The following is a 17,336-nucleotide window of genomic DNA, read 5'->3' as shown; positions in this document are numbered from 1 at the left end:
TAAGAAAAGGTCTGAAAATGTAAAGGATTTCTTCTTTTGTGGTTGACATATGAATATGTGATCATATATAATAAGTTATGAGGAAGTATTCATATGTTGATAGGAAGAAGGGACGAACCATGGAAAAGACTTATCGGTTGGATGGCTTGGATTGTGCCCATTGTGCGGCGAAGATTGAGCATGCAGTACAGGGAATCAATGGAGTAAAACGGGCAAATGTCGATTTTATGACTACTAAGATGATTATTGAAGCGCCGGAAAAAGAAATGCCCCGGATTTGCGACGAAGCTGAGAAGGCTGTGCATCAATTTGAGCCGGAGGTTGCGTTGAAGGATCTAACAGCACCTAAAGAAGAAGAGAACCAGACTGGAAAAATTATTCAGATTCTTGTAGCGCTTATTGCTACAGTAGCTTTAGTACTGCTTGATCCAGCAATGCCTTGGAAATTTGCAGCTTACTTAGCCGTGTATCTATGGATTGGCTGGGATGTGTTGAAAACAGCGGCGACTAACATCTTAAAGGGTCAGGTTTTTGATGAGAACTTTTTGATGTCAGTGGCGACGATCGGTGCGTTAGCGATCGGTGAATATCCCGAAGCTGTCGGCGTCATGCTCTTTTACCAAGTGGGGGAATTCTTCCAGGATTATGCAGTGAATCGTTCAAGAAAATCTATCAGTGCCTTGTTGGAAATCCGTCCCGATTATGCCAACCAGCTGATTGATGGAAAAGTGGAAAAAGTTGCACCAGAACAAGTCAGAGTCGGAGATACCATCGTGGTGAATCCTGGCGAACGAGTTCCTTTAGATGGTGAAATTATCGATGGACAATCTTTTGTGGACACATCGGCTCTTACCGGAGAATCCGTTCCTAGAAAAGTAGTGGCTGGCGAAGAAATCTTAAGCGGCTTTGTGAACCAAAGCGGCCGCTTGACGGTGAAAACTACTACTACTTTTGGCCAATCCACAGTAAACAAAATTTTAGACTTAGTGGAAAATGCCAGCAGCAAAAAAGCACCAGCTGAGAACTTTATTACCAGCTTTGCTCGTTACTACACACCGATCGTAGTTGGACTGGCTGTATTGTTGGCAGTAGTACCGCCGATGGTATTAAACGAGCCTTTCCAAATGTGGATCTATCGGGCGTTGACCTTCTTAGTTATTTCATGTCCATGTGCGTTAGTGATTTCAGTACCATTGAGCTTCTTTGGTGGTATCGGTGGAGCAAGTAAGGCTGGCATTTTGATCAAAGGCAGTAATTACATTGAACGCTTAGCAACAATTGAAACAGTCGTTTTTGATAAAACCGGAACGCTGACTAAAGGTGTTTTTGCTATTCAAAAAATGGAAACAACCATGGATCAGGAGAAATTTCTGCAGGGTGTGGCTAGTGTTGAACAAAATTCCAGCCATCCAATTGCGCAATCGATTTTAAAAGCTAATCAAGCGCCTTTGTTGCCAGTGTCTTCGTTGGAAGAACGGGCTGGCTATGGAATCGATGCGATAGTGGATGGTCAACAATGTTTAGTGGGAAATGCTAAGCTGCTGAATCAAGCTGGTGTGGCATTTGAACCAGTCAATGAAATCGGCACTGTGATTTATGTGGCGATCGATCAACAATACGTGGGTTACTTACTGATTGCTGACGAGTTGAAAGCAGGCGTATCAGAAACAATGGCTGAGTTGAAGCAAGCTGGCATCAAACAAACAGTGATGCTAACCGGTGATAATCGGAATATCGCTGAAGCGATTGGCAGCGAAATTGGAATCGATAAAGTTTACAGCGAATTGTTACCTGCTGATAAAGTAGAGCAGTTAGAAAAACTATTGGATCAAAAAGTGGCCTTCGTAGGTGACGGCATGAACGATGCACCAGTTCTTGCAAGAGCTGATTTAGGAATTGCTATGGGTGGTTTAGGCAGTGATGCTGCGATTGAGGCGGCGGATGTCGTGATTATGGATGATCAGCCAGCGAAAATTCCGACGGCGATCAAAATTGCCCGCAAAACGATGCGAATTGTTAAACAAAATATCGTGTTCGCCATCGGTATTAAAGTATTTGTCCTGCTGCTAGGTGCGTTAGGTATTGCTTCAATGGGCGCTGCTGTCTTTGCTGATGTAGGTGTGACAGTACTAGCTGTATTGAATGCGATGCGGTGTTTGAAATAGAGAATTAAATAATTAGAGGACTAGACAGTCAAACGAGGCTAAATTCGTTTGGCTGTCTTTTTTCTGCAAAAAAGTTCGGAAAAGTGCGGGGTTATTGCTTGACCTTTTCCAATTACAACTGTAAACTGTATTTGTAATTACAAATGTAATCGGAAAGGAGGAGCGAGATGTCTGTTACGTTAGAACCAGTAAAGATCAGTGATTCCGAGTGGGAAATCATGCGCGTTGTTTGGACGCTGCAAGCTGCCACTGCACAGGAAATTGTGGACGTATTAAGTGAAAGCAAGGACTGGAAGCCGGCTACCATCAAAACGCTGCTGGGACGTTTAGTAAAAAAAGAAGCTTTACGTACGGAGCAGGAAGGTAAGAAATACATTTATCATCCCAATGTTAGCGAAGCCGAAACGGTACAAAGTGCGACTGAAAATTTGTTTTCTCATATTTGTGCCAAACGAATTGGACATACGATTGGCGAGCTGATTGAGCAAGCGGACTTAACGAACGAGGATATTGCTTTTATTCAACAGCAGTTAGCCGAGAAACAACCCGTAGCGACTATCGAATGCAACTGTATCCCTGGTCAGTGCGAATGCAAGCACCACGCCAGCTAAGGATATAAATAAAACATACAAAAATGGAGGAATGGATACTATGAAACAAAAATTTGCAATCAACGGAATGAGCTGTAATCACTGCGTAGCAACAGTCGAAAAGGCGGTTAATGAATTACCAGGGATTCAAAAGGTAAAAGTTAATCTGAAGAAAAATGAAGGCGTCGTGAAATTCGACGAAGCACAAGTGGATGCTAAACAAATCGCGGAAAAAGTTACCGCTGCAGGTTTTGATACTGAGGTGGTTTAATTGTCAGAAGCGACGGTTGAAACTTATGTAATCACAGGCATGACCTGTGCGAATTGCTCGGCTCGGGTGGAAAAAGAGCTGAAGGAAACACCTGGTGTGGTGGAAGCTACCGTAAATTTGGCGACTGAAAAGGCCACGGTTCAGTTTGGCGACAGCTTAACCTCAGAAGCGATTATCCAACGTGTGGAAAACATCGGCTACGGCGCCATCATTTTTGATGACGAGCACAAGCAAAAAATCGCCGAAGAAAAAGCTAATTATCTGAAAAAGATGAAGCGGGACTTGATTGTCAGTGCTGTGCTGACAGCTCCCTTGATGATCGCTATGGTTGCGATGCTGTTAGGCAGTCATGCTGGCTGGGTGCATTTCTTCCATCTTCCTTGGGTGCAGCTGCTATTAGTCACACCCGTTCAATTTGGGGTTGGGTGGCGCTTTTACCAAGGAGCTTACCATGCGTTAAAAACAAAAGCTCCTAACATGGATGTATTAGTTGCGATGGGTACATCGGCGGCGTACGCCTTGAGTGTTTACAACGGCTTTTTCAATCCAAATAATTCCGATCTTTATTTTGAAAGCAGCGGGATGATTATCACCTTGATCTTATTAGGGAAGTATTTGGAGCAAAAAGCGAAAACCAAAACCAGCGAAGCAATCAAGCAGCTGATGGCCTTGCAGGCAAAAACGGCAGCTGTTTTGCGGGATGGTCAGGAAGTGACGATTCCGATTGAAGACGTGCTGGTAGACGATATTGTATTAGTGCGTCCAGGTGAACAAATTCCAGTGGATGGCCTAATTATTTCCGGTCAGACCACGATTGATGAAAGTATGCTGACAGGGGAAAGTTTGCCGATTGATAAAAAAGTTGAGGATTCGGTTTTCGGCGGAACTATGAACACTACCGGGACTATTCAATTAAAAGCGACTCAGGTAGGCAGTATGACAGTGCTTTCCCGTATTATTCGTATGGTAGAGGAAGCCCAAGGACAAAAGGCACCGATTCAGCAAATTGCCGATCGGATCTCTAAGGTCTTTGTGCCGACTGTTTTAGGAGTGGCATTGCTGACGTTAATCGCAACTGGGTTACTAACAGGTGATTGGCAGCAGGCGATTGTTCACAGCGTTTCAGTATTAGTGATTGCCTGTCCTTGTGCTCTAGGTCTAGCGACTCCAACTGCTATTATGGTGGGAACAGGTTTAGGGGCTAAACACGGAATCTTAATCAAAGGCGGCGGTGCGCTGGAAAAAATCGCCCATTTGACGACGATTATTTTGGATAAAACTGGGACGATCACTGAAGGAAAACCAGTTGTTACTGAATTTGAAAGCAAGACGCCAGAAGCCTTAGCAATTTTAACCAGCTTGGAAAACCAATCAGAGCATCCACTGGCTAAAGCGATCGTAGCCTATGGCAAGCAAGAAACCAACCTTTTACCCGTCAGCGAGTTCGAAAGTTTGACAGGTTTGGGAATAGTTGGTGAAATAAATAGTGAAGAGTATTTTGTCGGTTCAAAACGAGGAATTACCGCCCGCGGATTTTCATTGGCGGAGTGGGAAAAGATGCTGGATTTAGAAGCAGAAGGCAAAACAGTCATGTTCTTAGCTGACAGCCAACAGGTCTTAGCCGGAATTGCGGTAAGTGACCAAATCAAAGCTTCCTCTAAGCAGGCAATTCAAGAATTGAAGAATCACGGTATCAAAGTCAAGATGGTTACCGGCGACAATCAACGAGCAGCTGGTTTTATTGGTCAGCAGGTTGGTTTGACCCCTGAAGAAATCGTCGCAGAAGTTCTGCCGGAAAATAAAGCAGAAGTGGTCCAAGAACTTCATCAAACCAATGAATTAGTTGGTATGGTAGGTGATGGAATCAACGATGCTCCCGCACTGGCATTGGCCGATATCGGCATTGCTATGGGCAGCGGTACGGATATTGCTATGGAAACAGCTGATGTGACCTTGATGAATAGTGATTTGTCTTCTATTAATCAAAGCATTCAATTATCTAAGCTGACGTTGAAAAAGATTAAACAAAATCTTTTCTGGGCGTTTTTATATAATGTAATTGGTATCCCTTTTGCAGCATTAGGATTTTTGAATCCGATTATTGCCGGGGCGGCCATGGCCTTTAGTTCGGTCAGTGTTTTGATTAATTCCTTGAGTTTGAACCGGAAGAAAATTTAAAGCTGGAGGGATTTGCAATGAAACAAGAGTCAGAGGAACAACAAATGCACCATGAACATCATGAGCATCATGAAATGAACCATTCAATGGAGGACATGGATCATATGGATCACATGCATATGGACCATGGCGATCACGGCGATATGGGAGGGATGGATCATTCGATGCACATGGGGAATTTCAAGCAGAAGTTCTGGATTTCTCTTGTTTTAGCGATCCCGATTATTTTGTTGTCGCCGATGATGGGCATTAATTTGCCCTTCCAATTCACCTTCCCAGGTTCGGATTGGGTAGTCCTGATTTTAGCGACGATTTTATTTTTCTACGGTGGGCAACCCTTCTTTTCAGGTGCTAAAAGTGAATTGAAGGACAAGAGCCCAGCCATGATGACACTGATTACAATGGGGATTGGCGTGGCCTATATTTACAGCTTATATTCCTTTGTGATCAACCGCGTCAATCCTGAGGCTCATGTAATGGATTTTTTCTGGGAGTTAGCTACCTTAATTGTCATCATGCTGCTTGGTCATTGGATCGAAATGAATGCAGTGTCTAATGCCAGCAGTGCTTTGCAGAAATTGGCAGAGCTATTGCCGGATGAAGTAAACTTGCTGCAGACAGATGGCAGCACCAAAGAAGTTAAGCTGCAAGAAGTTAAAACCGGCGATCACCTGTTGGTACGAGCAGGCGATAAGATGCCAACAGATGGAAACATCATTAAAGGCTCCACTACTGTTGATGAATCAGCAGTAACTGGTGAATCCAAAGGTGTCAGCAAAAATGTCGGCGATAAGGTCATCGGTGGATCGGTCAACGGTAATGGCACAGTTGAAGTAGAAGTGACGGGTACTGGTGAAGACGGCTATTTAGCGAAAGTTATGAAAATGGTACGTCAGGCTCAAAGTGAGAAATCCAAACTGGAATCTTTATCAGATAAAGTTGCGAAATGGCTCTTTTATGTAGCATTAGCCGCTGGGATTATTAGTTTTGTCGTTTGGTTAATCGTAGCCGATTTACCTGAAGCCTTAAATCGGATGGTGACGGTCTTCATTATCGCCTGTCCCCATGCGTTGGGTTTGGCTATTCCATTGGTGATTGCTCGTTCGACTTCTTTAGCTGCCCGCAATGGTTTGCTGTTGAAAAATCGTCAAGCTTTGGAACAAGCCAATGAAATGGACTATATTTTCTTGGATAAAACCGGTACTTTGACCAAAGGTGAATTCACCGTTACAGGTGTAGAAGTACTAGATGCTTCATTAGATAAAGAAACAGCCTTGAAATACATTGGCGCCCTAGAAGCGCAAACCAACCACCCGTTGGCAATCGGTGTGATGAATTATTTGAAGAAAGAACGTATTACGCCGGCCCAAGCCAACGATGTAAAAGCCATTAACGGGGTGGGTGTTGAAGGAACGGTTGAGGATAAAAAGGTTCTTTTAGCCAACCAAAAGGAAATTGAAAGACGTGGCTTAAGTATTGATGAAAATCAATTAACCCGTTATCAACAACAAGGCAACACGATTTCTTTCCTATTAATAAACGATCAATTGGCGGCCTTCTTTGCGATGGGAGATACCATTAAAGATGATGCCAAAAGCTTTATTGCTGATTTGAAGGCCAAAAATATTCAACCTGTGATGCTGACTGGGGACAATAAAGAAGCGGCGAAGGCTGTGGCAAATTACCTGGGTATGGATGAATTCTACGGCGAATTATTACCGGATGACAAAGAAAAAATCATCAAATCTTATCTGGAAAAAGGTAAGAAGGTCATGATGGTGGGGGATGGAATCAACGATGCTCCATCATTAGCACGCGCTACGATAGGAATGGCAATCGGTGCTGGAACTGATATAGCGATCGATTCAGCCGATGTGGTTCTGACCAACGACAATTTAGGAGATATTTTAAAATTTATTCAATTGGCTAAGAAGACCCGCAGTAAAATGATTCAAAACTTATGGTGGGGAGCCGGCTACAATATTGTGGCTATCCCATTAGCAGCAGGTATTTTGGCTCCGGTTGGGATCATATTAAGCCCAGCAGTAGGTGCGGTTTTGATGTCATTGAGTACCGTAATTGTTGCAATAAATGCTTTATTATTAGACGTCTGAAATTTTTCAGACGTTTTATTTTTTTTGTTTATAAAATTTAAAGTAAGTTCAATCGAGGGACCCTCTTATTTATGCTATGGTTATTTCAAGAGGTGAAAACATGTTTTGGAGAAGCATAACTGAAAAACAGACTAGCCTTTATTTAGGTATTATCGCTTTGTTGAAAAAACGCGCGTATTCACTAGAGGAGCTGGCCAGTGAAGTAGGCATCAATGAAAAAACGATGCGTAGACATTTGAAAAAACTCGGGAAAAAATACCAGTTGGACATCGAGGTGAAAAAACAGTTAGCTGTATGGAAGAATCCGAAAGAATACCGGATTTGTTATCAGCAGATTCTTCAGGACAGCGATCAATTTACTGTTTTCTGCAAGGCTTTGTGGCAAGAGCCATTTGGTAATAATTTTTACATTGTTAAGCAGCTTAATCGATCCTTAGTTCCTTTTAATTTATGTCTTCATACTAGAGAGCAGCTGATTACAGGTTCGACGGCATTACTGGTGCTGCTGCAGGTGAGATATATTCAAGAGTTTATGGAAGGATATACGAAGGAGAAGTTCATGAACTATTGGCAGCAGTTGAAGCTTCCTCCTGATATACAAATAGAAGCAGAAAAGTGGTTGGAAATCATACCGGATCGCTCAGCGCTGACCGAGTTTATTATCAAATGGCAACTTCCCCCTCGACTTGGCTGTATAGTGTATTTCGAATACCATATGATAGACAAGGATCGGCGAAGGCTATTTTATGAAAAGCATAAAAAGCAAACAACTGAATTTTATATTACTGCTGGTCGAATTACGGCTATTTTGATGGACTCGTTGAAATTAGAACCGCAATCTGCTGAAGTACTAAGGGAACGTTTTTTTTATCTGTTTTTAGATTTATGGTTGGGTGTTCCAGCGGCTTATTTCGGCAATAAACGATCTCACGTGAGAAACTTTGAGGAGTTGCTTTTGGCCTGTAGGAGAATTAAAGTGGAGATACCGTCTTTATGTAATTGTCCAGTTGAGGAATTGGCTTCAGCTTTGTATTCTGTTTTAAAAAGAGTGTATCCGTTTTCTGTTGCGAAACCGACTTTTTCTTTAGGTCTCAAAATTGATGGTTCTTATGAAGAAGTCAATCAGCTTTGTTACCAGCTGAATCAAACGATTAAATTAAGTCATCCGGTGGCCTTTTTCCCTGCAATGGATGAAAATCAGACTAATTTTGATCTAATGATTGTCGAAGGAACGCCACCTATTGTCGAACCGGAGAAGAGAACGATCTATATTGAAGACTTTGCCTTTGAAGACTTGATTGACTTAGCTGCTTATTATTTTATAAGTTAAAACAGTGAGACTGTCTTTACAAATCCCTAATATGCTATAATTGATAGAACGAGGCTGAAGGGAAGAGAGACATGGAATTGAAGAAGTTAGATGTTCCCACATCTTCCATCACGGAAGTAAAGAAATCACCGATGGACGTTTTTGCGCAGGCGCGTAAAGCTGGAACCGGCGTGTATGTCTTTAACCGCGAAAAAATTGCGGGCGTGATGCTGACTAAAGAACAATACGAAGAACTATTAGAAGAATTAACCGAATTGCGTGATAAACAATACCAGCCAGTTGAACGTGAACTGCCGGTACCAGAAGAGCTTGAAGAACTTGCGGATGCTTTGCGGTCTTCCATAGCTAAAGGAGCAACCGTTTCTGCCCGGCATTTGGATGAACGGATGGTTGCGATGGGCTTTATCACTAAAAAAACCGGCTTTGGCGGTGTGACCGAACTATTGCGGGAGCTTGGTGAAACAGGAAAAATCATTTATCAGCTGAGACGTCGGGAGAACAACAAGATCATTTATGCTGAAATTACGGCTGAGGTAGACGAGCTGCCCCGTGGTACAGATAAGCTAATGATTCGCAAAGTGAATTTAATTGAACGATAAGCAGTCTTAGAAGCACTTGAAGGTAATTTTCTTCAGGTGCTTTTTTTATTTAAAGAGAGTATAAGTTATTCACCATTAGAAAGCTTATTAAACCAATTCTAAGGGTATCCGGTTTCACAAATTAGCTTTGTCGGCAATGAGCGAAAAATTCCCTTCATCTGTTCCTAAGCGATTCCTTATTTGTCTCTGAACGCACGTTCGGTTATAATGAAGAGGTAAAGGCAGGTGATCTGTGATGGCAGAGCTGTATTTTCCCTTAAAAAATGATACTTCCAGAAAAATTATACATATTGATATGGACGCTTTTTTTGCTTCGGTGGAAGAGCGAGATGATCCGGAACTGGCGAAGCATCCGTTAGTTATTGCTCGACACCCCTCAGACACAGGCGGCAAAGGGGTCGTAACAACTGCCAATTACAAGGCCCGCCAATATGGAATCCATTCAGCCATGAGTGCGCAAAAGGCGTATGAGCTGTGTCCTCAGGCAGTCTTTAAACCAGGAAATCACGAAAAATATAATGCCGTTTCTAAAGAAGTGCGGGAGATCTTCCATCGTTATACCGATGTCATCGAGCCGGTTTCGATTGATGAGGCTTATTTAGATGTTACGGTAAATAAAAAAGGGATTCGTTCAGCGATCAAGGTAGCTCGGATGATTCAACGAGATATTTGGGATGCAGTGCAGTTGACTTGTTCGGCTGGCGTCAGCTATAACAAGTTTTTAGCTAAGTTGGCTTCTGATAACCATAAACCGCGGGGGATAACGGTAATTTCACCAGAAGAAGCTGTAGATTTCTTGAAACAGCTGCCGATTGAAAAGTTTCATGGAGTTGGAAAGAAAACCGTACCGAAGATGAATGAGATGGGAATTTTTACTGGTGCTGATTTATATGAAAAAAGTGAAATGTTCTTGATTCAGGAATTTGGCAAGATGGGTTATTCCTTGTATCGGAAGGTTCGCGGGATTCATGATTCATCCGTTTCGGTTACTCGTGAACGGAAGTCGGTGGGAAAAGAGCATACTTATGGTCGAGCGCTGACGACAGAAGAAGAAGTGCTGGCCCAACTGCGTCAATTAGCAGAAAAGGTCGAGGGTGCTTTGCGAAGAGTTCAACGACATGGAAAAACGGTCGTGGTCAAAATTCGCTACACAGATTATACTACCGTAACCAAGCGGGTAACATTGCCTTATTACATAGTGAAAAAAGAAGAGCTGTTTTCTCAGGCCCGTTTGATTTGGGAAGATGTGGGCGGGATTGAAAAAGGCATCCGGCTGTTGGGAATTACCTTGACCAACTTAGACCCGATGGCTTATGAAAACATTGTGTTGCCTTTATGGGAAGACCGAACTTACTAACAGCAATCAGAACGAAGGTAAAGGTGTGGTTATGGCGAAATATATTGCCCTTTTACGAGGAATCAACATAGGTGGTAGAAACAAAATTCCAATGCCGCAATTAAAAGAGTTGTTCGAAGAGCTGGACTTTTTTGAGGTAGTGACTTATATCAACAGTGGGAATGTGGTTTTCAGCAGTGAAAATCAGGACGTAAACGAACTGATCAAAATTTGCGAAGCCGCCATCGTGGAGAAATTCGCACTGAACATTCCAGTTGCTATTATTCCTGCCGAAGAACTAGCAGAAGCCATGAAGCATGCACCAGAGTGGTGGGATCAAGACAAGGAGACCATTCACTATGCAATTTTTGTCCTTCCATCAGTTAGCGTAGAAGAAGTGTACAAAGCAGTTGGGGAAATAAAGCCAGAGTATGAACAGGTGACGCATCATGGTCGGGTGATTTTCTGGTCAGCGCCTGCCAAAACCTTTTCAAAAGCCCGCTGGTCAAAAATCGCCAGTTCATCGGTCAATAATCATGTAACGATTCGCAATGCGAACACTACAAACAAATTATTGCTGTTGTCACAATAAACAAACCGGCCGCAAGCTTACGGCCGGTTGTTTGTATTCACTGATTAAATCAGCTTGTCTCGTTTTACTTGCTCAAAGGCTTTGTCTGAATCGTTGAGTCTTTCCCAAATTACGACTTCTCCTTTAGCAAGGGATTGTTTTACGTCGATGATGCGTTGGTTGGAGCTGCCGCGAAATTGCAGCATTAGATTTTTCTTGTTAATGTCAAAACGTCCATCAACTAAAATATCGATTTTACTCAACATTTCTAATTTATCCTCACTGTCCAACAGCAATTCCTCAAAGGTATAGCCGCTCCATGACCAAATATCCTTCGTATCCCCAAACTCAGCATGCAGCCGGTCAATCAGTTGCAGACAAACTTGCGTATTTAAGAAAGGTTCTCCGCCTAGTAAGGTAACTCCCTGAACATAATCGTGGGCGGTATCTTTGATAATTTGTTCTTCCAATTCTTGAGTGTAGGTTTTGCCATAGTGGAAGTTTTGCGCCGCTACATTAAAGCAGCCTTCGCAGGCAAATGGGCAGCCGCTAACATACAGACTGTTGCGCACGCCTTCGCCATCGACAAAATTGAAGGCTTTGTAATCGGCAATATAGTGTTGGCTTAATTCACTAGCCAGCCATTCTTTGGGCTGTGGATTTCGCAATCGTTTCACCTGATTTCTTTAAAGAAACAGGGATAAGAAAACTCATCCCTGTTTGGTTTATTCGTATTTGATCTGTTACCGATGTCTAGCTTTGTGCAGCCTTGATTATTTCATATGTTTAACGCGTGAAGAGATTTCTTTATGACGACCGTGTACCATTGGGCGTTGTTGCGGGTTGCCTAGGTAACCACAAGTACGTTTCACGACATCACACGATTTTGGATCATGATTGCCGCATTGTGGACATTCAAAGCCGCGTTTGGTTGGTTTGAAGTCTCCTTCAAAGCCGCATTCGTAACAGCTGTCGATTGGCGTGTTAGTGCCAAGGTAACCGATACGGTCATAGCCATAATCCCAAACAGCTTCTAAAGCGGTTGGATTTTGCTGCAGCACAGGGTATTCACAATAATGAATGAATCCGCCTGAGCAGTATTTAGGATAATCTTTTTCAAAGTCCAGTTTTTCAAACGGTGTTGGATTCTTGCGGACATCATAATGGAAGCTATTGGTATAGTATTCCTTATCCGTAATGTTTTCCACAATACCAAAGCGTTCTAAATCCAGACGGCAGAAGCGGTCAGTCAAGCTTTCGCTTGGTGTAGAGTACACGCTGAAGTGGTAGCCGTATTCGTTGCCCCATGCATCAGTATGCTGCTTCAAGTCTTTCAAGATATCCAAGGTAAATTCTTTAGCTTTTGGATCGTTCTCCCAGTCGCCGCCGAAGAAGGCAGCAGCCGCTTCATACAAACCAATGTAGCCTAAAGAAATTGTCGCACGTTTATTCTTGAACAATTCGTTGACAGAATCGTTGCGTTTCAAACGTTTGCCGAATGCACCGTATTGATAAAGGATCGGCGCGTTGGCTGGAGTTGCTTCTTTACAGCGTTCAACGCGGAAGACTAAAGCATCCTTAGCTGTTTGCAGACGTTCTTCCAACAGACTCCAGAACTTGTTGCGGTCGCCAGCCGCTTCCATCGCAATCCGAGGCAGGTTCAAAGTTACAACTCCTAAGTTCATGCGGCCAACATTGATTTCGTTTCCGTCTTCGTCTTTCCAGCCTTGCAAGAAAGAACGGCAACCCATTGGCACTTTAAAGCTGCCAGTCAGCTCAACTAATTTATCGTAGTTCAAAATATCTGGGTACATGCGTTTTGTCGCACATTCCAAAGCTAATTGCTTCACATCGTAGTTCGGATCAGTAGTTTCCAAGTTCACGCCGCGGCGCAAAGTGAAAATCAATTTGGGGAAAATCGCAGTGCGTTTTTCAATTCCCAGACCGTTGATGCGGATTTGCAGAATCGCTTTTTGGATTTCACGTTCAAACCAGTCGGTTCCTAGGCCAAAACCAAGTGAAGTAAATGGTGTTTGACCGTTAGAAGTGAACAGGGTATTGATTTCATATTCCAAGCTTTGCATCGCATCGTAAATATCTTTGCGAGTTTTTTGTTTAGCGTATGCCTCGCGACGTTCTGGATTTTCAATCCATTCTTCAGCATCCTTCATGTGCTTTTTGAAATTCAAGCGGGCAAAAGGCGCCAATAATTCGTCTACCCGGTCAGCTGAACAGCCGCCGTATTGACTAGAAGCTACATTGGCAATAATCTGTGAGATTTGCGCGGTAGCAGTTTGAATTGATTTAGGACTTTCCACATCGGCATTCCCGATTTTAAATCCGTTGTTCAACATACCCTTGAAGTCAATCAAGCAGCAGTTAGTCATCGGTGTGTACGGATGGTAATCCAAATCGTGGTAATGAATGTCGCCTTTTTGGTGAGCATTCGCCACGTGAGGCGGCAACATCTTCAAACCAATGGATTTACCAACGATACCAGCCGTCAAATCTCGCTGGGTATTGAAGACATCACTGTCTTTGTTGGCATTTTCGTTAACTACCGATTGATCCTTGTTGATCAATTTGCCGATGGTAAAGTTAATGTCTGTTGCTTTGCTGCGGGCAAAGTCCCGTTGCGTCCGGTAGTTAATGTATTCCTCTGCTAATTCATATTCATTGCTTTCCAGTAAAATGTGCTCTACAATGTTTTGAATTTCGTAGATTTTTACATTATCTGTAAACCGTTGAGCAAGCTCTGCGTCTATACGTTCGACAATTGATTGGATACGTCCGTGAGCTAAAGGATCAATTGTGCCATGAATTTTTGTCTCTGCTTTGATCAATGCATCATAGATTTTTTGATCATCGAAGGCCACATGGCGGCCGTCGCGTTTGATGACTCTCATTTCCTTGAGAGTAGGTTGAACATCGCTGACTAAGGTGTCATTGGTTCGCATTTCCATCATATCAACCACTCCATTCCTGTTAGTTTCAACTATCTAATCATATAGTATTTTACGCCAGGTTGCAACGATATATAGTGGCGAAAAAGCCCAAAAATAGAAAAAGCACACTATATATAGTGTGCTTTGATATGAAAAAGTTCAATGAAAACTACAGGCCATCGTCTTTGTTTTTGTGAAAAATAACGCAAAAAAAATTTGACCAATTTTTGACCAGATGACAAATTTGTCAGGTAATCATTAGTCGTCGGTCACCTTATTTCGCCTTAGATATGATACCATAAAACGGAAGGATAAAACAGAAAAGATATGAGGAAATATCCAAATAATTTGTCAAAGGAAGTGGAAGGCTGATACTGACAGGCTTTGTCGGTTTTAAGCTTAATTAATATGAAGAGAATGATTGATGTGCAGCACCTAAGTAAAAGCTATGGGGCTCGAACAAACAAAGTCAACGTACTAAGTGATCTAAATTTTTCCATTGAGGAAGGAGAATTCGTTGGCATCATGGGACCAAGTGGTGCAGGGAAGACAACCTTGATGAATATCTTATCCACTATCTTATTACCCACAATGGGAACGGTGAAAATTGATGGTCAAGACATCACTCAGATGAAGGACAGTCAAATGACTGATTTCCGGCGAGGAAAACTGGGCTTTATTTTTCAGGAGTTTAATTTGATCAATAGCTTGAGTGTGGCGGATAATATTTTGCTGCCTCTTACAGTAGAGAAAATGTCCTATGAGCAGATGCAGCACCGTTTGATCCATTATGCGCGCATTTTGGATATCGAAGGGATTTTGTCCCGCTATCCGGAAGAAATTTCGGTGGGACAACGTCAACGGACTGCGGCAGCGCGAGCTTTGATTACCCAGCCGAAAATAATCTTTGCTGATGAACCAACCGGCTCGCTGGATTCTAAATCGTCGGCAGATTTTTTACACTATTTAGCTGAGATTAATTTGCATGAGGATACCACTATTTTGATGGTTACCCACGATCCGTATACGGCCAGCTACTGTAATCGGGTATTGTTCATTAAAGATGGCCGTTTCTTTTCGGAAATTGTGCGCCGTTCTTCACGCCAGGCCTTCTTTGAAAAAGTCATCGATATGCAAGCAACAATTGGCGGAGGGGGGAAAACGAATGCTGATCAGATTGGCCTGGAAGAGCTTTAAGAAACAGGCTAGAGGGTATTTGCTGTTTTTCTTTAGTATGGTCTTTGCAGTAATGGTTTTTTATTCCTTTGCCACTATGACTAACGAACAGTTACTGCAGCGCAGTGCCGATACGACTCGCAATGTGATATCGATGCTGGCATTAGGCAATATGATGATTGTCTTTATTTTGATCTTCTTCATGTTGAGTGCCAGTCGGTTTCTGATTGAGAATCGGCGCGAGGATATTGCGATCTTTCATTTGTACGGCTTGAAGTACTATCAAATCTGTTTGCTGTTCATTTTTGAGCTGCTGTTTATTGGCCTGCTTTCATTTATCAGCGGGATTTTACTGGGGATTTTGTTTTCCCGCCTCTTCAGCATGGTGCTGTTAAAGGCGATGGATCTTTCTTTACAGGTAAAGTTCTTCTTTTCAACTAGTGCTGTTACGGGAACCGGCTTGGTTTTATTAGTTATGCTTGGACTGGTCTCTTTTCAAACATTCTGGTTGGTTTCCAGTTATAAATTATCCGCTAAACGGAAGGAAAAAGAGTCCCGCCGTCGGATTTCTCAACTGGCTGGCTGGCAAAAAGGTTTGGCTGTATTAGGTGTTGTTCTATTGCTAATTGGTTGGTCCTCGGCGGTGTTCTATCTGAGCATCGTGCGAGCTTTGATTGAGCGGGCTGGTTTCATTGGGGCTAATTTTTATACCATGATTGGTATCTTTTCCATGTGTGTAGTGGGAACCTATTTGTTTTATGGCTTTACCTTGCGTTGGTACTATGGTCGGAAAACAAAAAGCGGCTATCAAAACCTGCGTTTACTTTCTCGCAGTGATAGTCTGTTTCGTTCTTATCGTGAGCGCAATTTCTTAGGATCAGTGACAATTCTGCTGGGACTGGCCTTAACCTTTTTAGGAGCTACCGCTGCCATGGTTTCGATTCAGATGAATGGCGTAACTGAGCAGGCTCCTGTTTCCTTAATGATGGATCACGAAGCCTTTGAAAAAATCCAGCCAACCCTCGATCAAGAGGTAAATTATGAGCATCAAACCCTGACGTTTAAAACAGTTGGAGGACTACAGCAGCTGGAATTTCCTGGCGAAGGGGTGGAGGAGCGGCCAGAGCCAATTGATTTAATTGCTCTATCGACTTATCAAAGGTTTCGCAAGCTAAGTCCCAATCTGGCTCCAGTAAGCTTGAATAGTCCAACGTCTGCTGTAATGCTGACGCCTTTTCAAACGGTCTTTAAAGATTATTGGCATTATAGTCGGGATGTTCATTTGGTGGATAGGGATTTGACTGTTCAACAGTTGGAAACGAACTATCTAGGTGATTCGACGCTGCGTTATGCCCGAAACTTGTTAGTGGTGACTGACGATACCTTTGAAAATACCCAAGGAATCACCTATCAAATTGACGCAATTGAAGTAGCGGATCAACAAGAAGACATTTTGAATCAGTTAGTAGCAAAGAATGTTGAGGCTGATTGGATTGCGCCAATTACGGCTGACTTGAATTGGCGGAATCAGCAGTTGACCGGTGAGGTTTTCGAAGGGGACTTTGGCAAAGAAAACCCTGATACGTATACTTCTTACCGCAGCAACTACACCTCTTATCAGGAGGCTTATCGGGCCAATCGCAGCAGTTCTGGCTTGTCGCTGTTTGTCTTTACCTTTGTGGTGATGACCTTTATTATCATCACGGCCAGTACCGTCAGCCTGCGCCAGTTGTCAGATACTAGTGAACAAAAGGAGCGTTACCGGTTGTTAAACCGTTTAGGGATTCCTCAAAAAAGTTTGGAGCAGCTAGTCTATCGGGAAAATCAAATGCTGTTCTTCCCGCCAGTACTTTTAGGAATGATCCATAGCTTCTTTGCTATCTACGTTCTTTCACAGGTAGTGGAAAGTGCTAATTACTGGTTTGTTTACCTGTTTTTCGGGATTTTGTTTATTGTTTACAGTATTTTCTTCTATTTAACGTATCGCTATCAGAAGAAATTGTTACTATAGTAAAAACGCAGGTTGGGATAACCCCAGCCTGCGTTTTCATATTTTTTGAA

13 protein-coding genes are annotated in these 17,336 nt (G+C 42.8%); 11 read left to right on the top strand and 2 right to left on the bottom strand.

From position 1 onward, the window contains the following. The first annotated feature begins 119 nt into the window (after window positions 1–119). From JZO70_RS02860 to JZO70_RS02825, 9 genes are all read left to right on the top strand, one after another. Window positions 120–2,165 carry a heavy metal translocating P-type ATPase gene (locus tag JZO70_RS02860; RefSeq protein WP_207672028.1) on the top strand — a complete coding sequence of 682 codons (2,046 nt, stop codon included), beginning with the start codon at window positions 120–122 and terminating at the stop codon, window positions 2,163–2,165. A gap of 167 nt (window positions 2,166–2,332) precedes the next feature. Further along, window positions 2,333–2,776 (top strand): CopY/TcrY family copper transport repressor, encoded by a 444-nt coding sequence (locus JZO70_RS02855; RefSeq protein WP_207672027.1) that lies wholly within the window; start codon window positions 2,333–2,335, stop codon window positions 2,774–2,776. Window positions 2,777–2,816: 40 nt separating this feature from the next. Further along, a complete protein-coding gene (gene copZ / locus JZO70_RS22330) occupies window positions 2,817–3,026 on the top strand; it encodes a copper chaperone CopZ (RefSeq protein WP_242703731.1) in 210 nt (69 codons plus the stop codon). A 39-nt stretch (window positions 3,027–3,065) separates the two neighbouring features. Next, on the top strand, window positions 3,066–5,204 hold the full coding sequence (locus JZO70_RS02850; protein ID WP_242703754.1) for a heavy metal translocating P-type ATPase: 2,139 nt from the start codon (window positions 3,066–3,068) through the stop codon (window positions 5,202–5,204). A 17-nt stretch (window positions 5,205–5,221) separates the two neighbouring features. After that, entirely contained in the window at window positions 5,222–7,318 is a 2,097-nt protein-coding gene (locus JZO70_RS02845; RefSeq protein ID WP_278252579.1) for a heavy metal translocating P-type ATPase, read from the top strand. A gap of 100 nt (window positions 7,319–7,418) precedes the next feature. Beyond that, on the top strand, window positions 7,419–8,648 hold the full coding sequence (locus tag JZO70_RS02840) for a winged helix-turn-helix domain-containing protein (RefSeq protein WP_207672026.1): 1,230 nt from the start codon (window positions 7,419–7,421) through the stop codon (window positions 8,646–8,648). Window positions 8,649–8,719: 71 nt separating this feature from the next. Beyond that, a complete protein-coding gene (locus JZO70_RS02835; RefSeq protein WP_207672025.1) occupies window positions 8,720–9,247 on the top strand; it encodes a type II toxin-antitoxin system Phd/YefM family antitoxin in 528 nt (175 codons plus the stop codon). Between the two features lie 235 nt (window positions 9,248–9,482). Further along, window positions 9,483–10,604: a DNA polymerase IV gene (gene dinB / locus JZO70_RS02830; protein ID WP_207672024.1), complete on the top strand. Its 1,122-nt coding sequence runs from the start codon at window positions 9,483–9,485 to the stop codon at window positions 10,602–10,604. A gap of 31 nt (window positions 10,605–10,635) precedes the next feature. Further along, window positions 10,636–11,175, top strand: a complete 540-nt coding sequence (locus JZO70_RS02825) for a DUF1697 domain-containing protein (protein WP_207672023.1) — start codon at window positions 10,636–10,638, stop codon at window positions 11,173–11,175. Window positions 11,176–11,219: 44 nt separating this feature from the next. On the opposite strand, the gene nrdG is transcribed toward JZO70_RS02825, so the two are convergent. Next, a complete protein-coding gene (nrdG, locus tag JZO70_RS02820) occupies window positions 11,220–11,822 on the bottom strand; it encodes an anaerobic ribonucleoside-triphosphate reductase activating protein (RefSeq protein ID WP_207672022.1) in 603 nt (200 codons plus the stop codon). A 105-nt stretch (window positions 11,823–11,927) separates the two neighbouring features. Continuing rightward, a complete protein-coding gene (gene nrdD, locus JZO70_RS02815) occupies window positions 11,928–14,120 on the bottom strand; it encodes an anaerobic ribonucleoside-triphosphate reductase (protein ID WP_207672021.1) in 2,193 nt (730 codons plus the stop codon). A 387-nt stretch (window positions 14,121–14,507) separates the two neighbouring features. Here nrdD and JZO70_RS02810 point away from each other — a divergent pair, with 387 nt between their 5' ends. Together JZO70_RS02810 and JZO70_RS02805 are read left to right on the top strand one after the other, a co-directional pair. Beyond that, the gene (locus JZO70_RS02810) at window positions 14,508–15,296 is read left to right on the top strand and encodes an ABC transporter ATP-binding protein (protein ID WP_207672020.1); all 789 of its coding nucleotides are present in this window, start codon (window positions 14,508–14,510) and stop codon (window positions 15,294–15,296) included. Continuing rightward, complete coding sequence (locus JZO70_RS02805) at window positions 15,265–17,286, top strand: FtsX-like permease family protein (RefSeq protein WP_207672019.1); 2,022 nt, start codon at window positions 15,265–15,267, stop codon at window positions 17,284–17,286. Before JZO70_RS02810 ends, JZO70_RS02805 begins: the two co-directional genes overlap by 32 nt. Window positions 17,287–17,336 lie beyond the last annotated feature (50 nt).

The sequence above is a fragment of the Candidatus Enterococcus moelleringii genome (assembly GCF_017377575.1).
Classification (GTDB): Bacteria; Bacillota; Bacilli; order Lactobacillales; family Enterococcaceae; genus Enterococcus_A; species Enterococcus_A moelleringii.
This window is presented reverse-complemented; position numbering and strand designations above follow the sequence as displayed.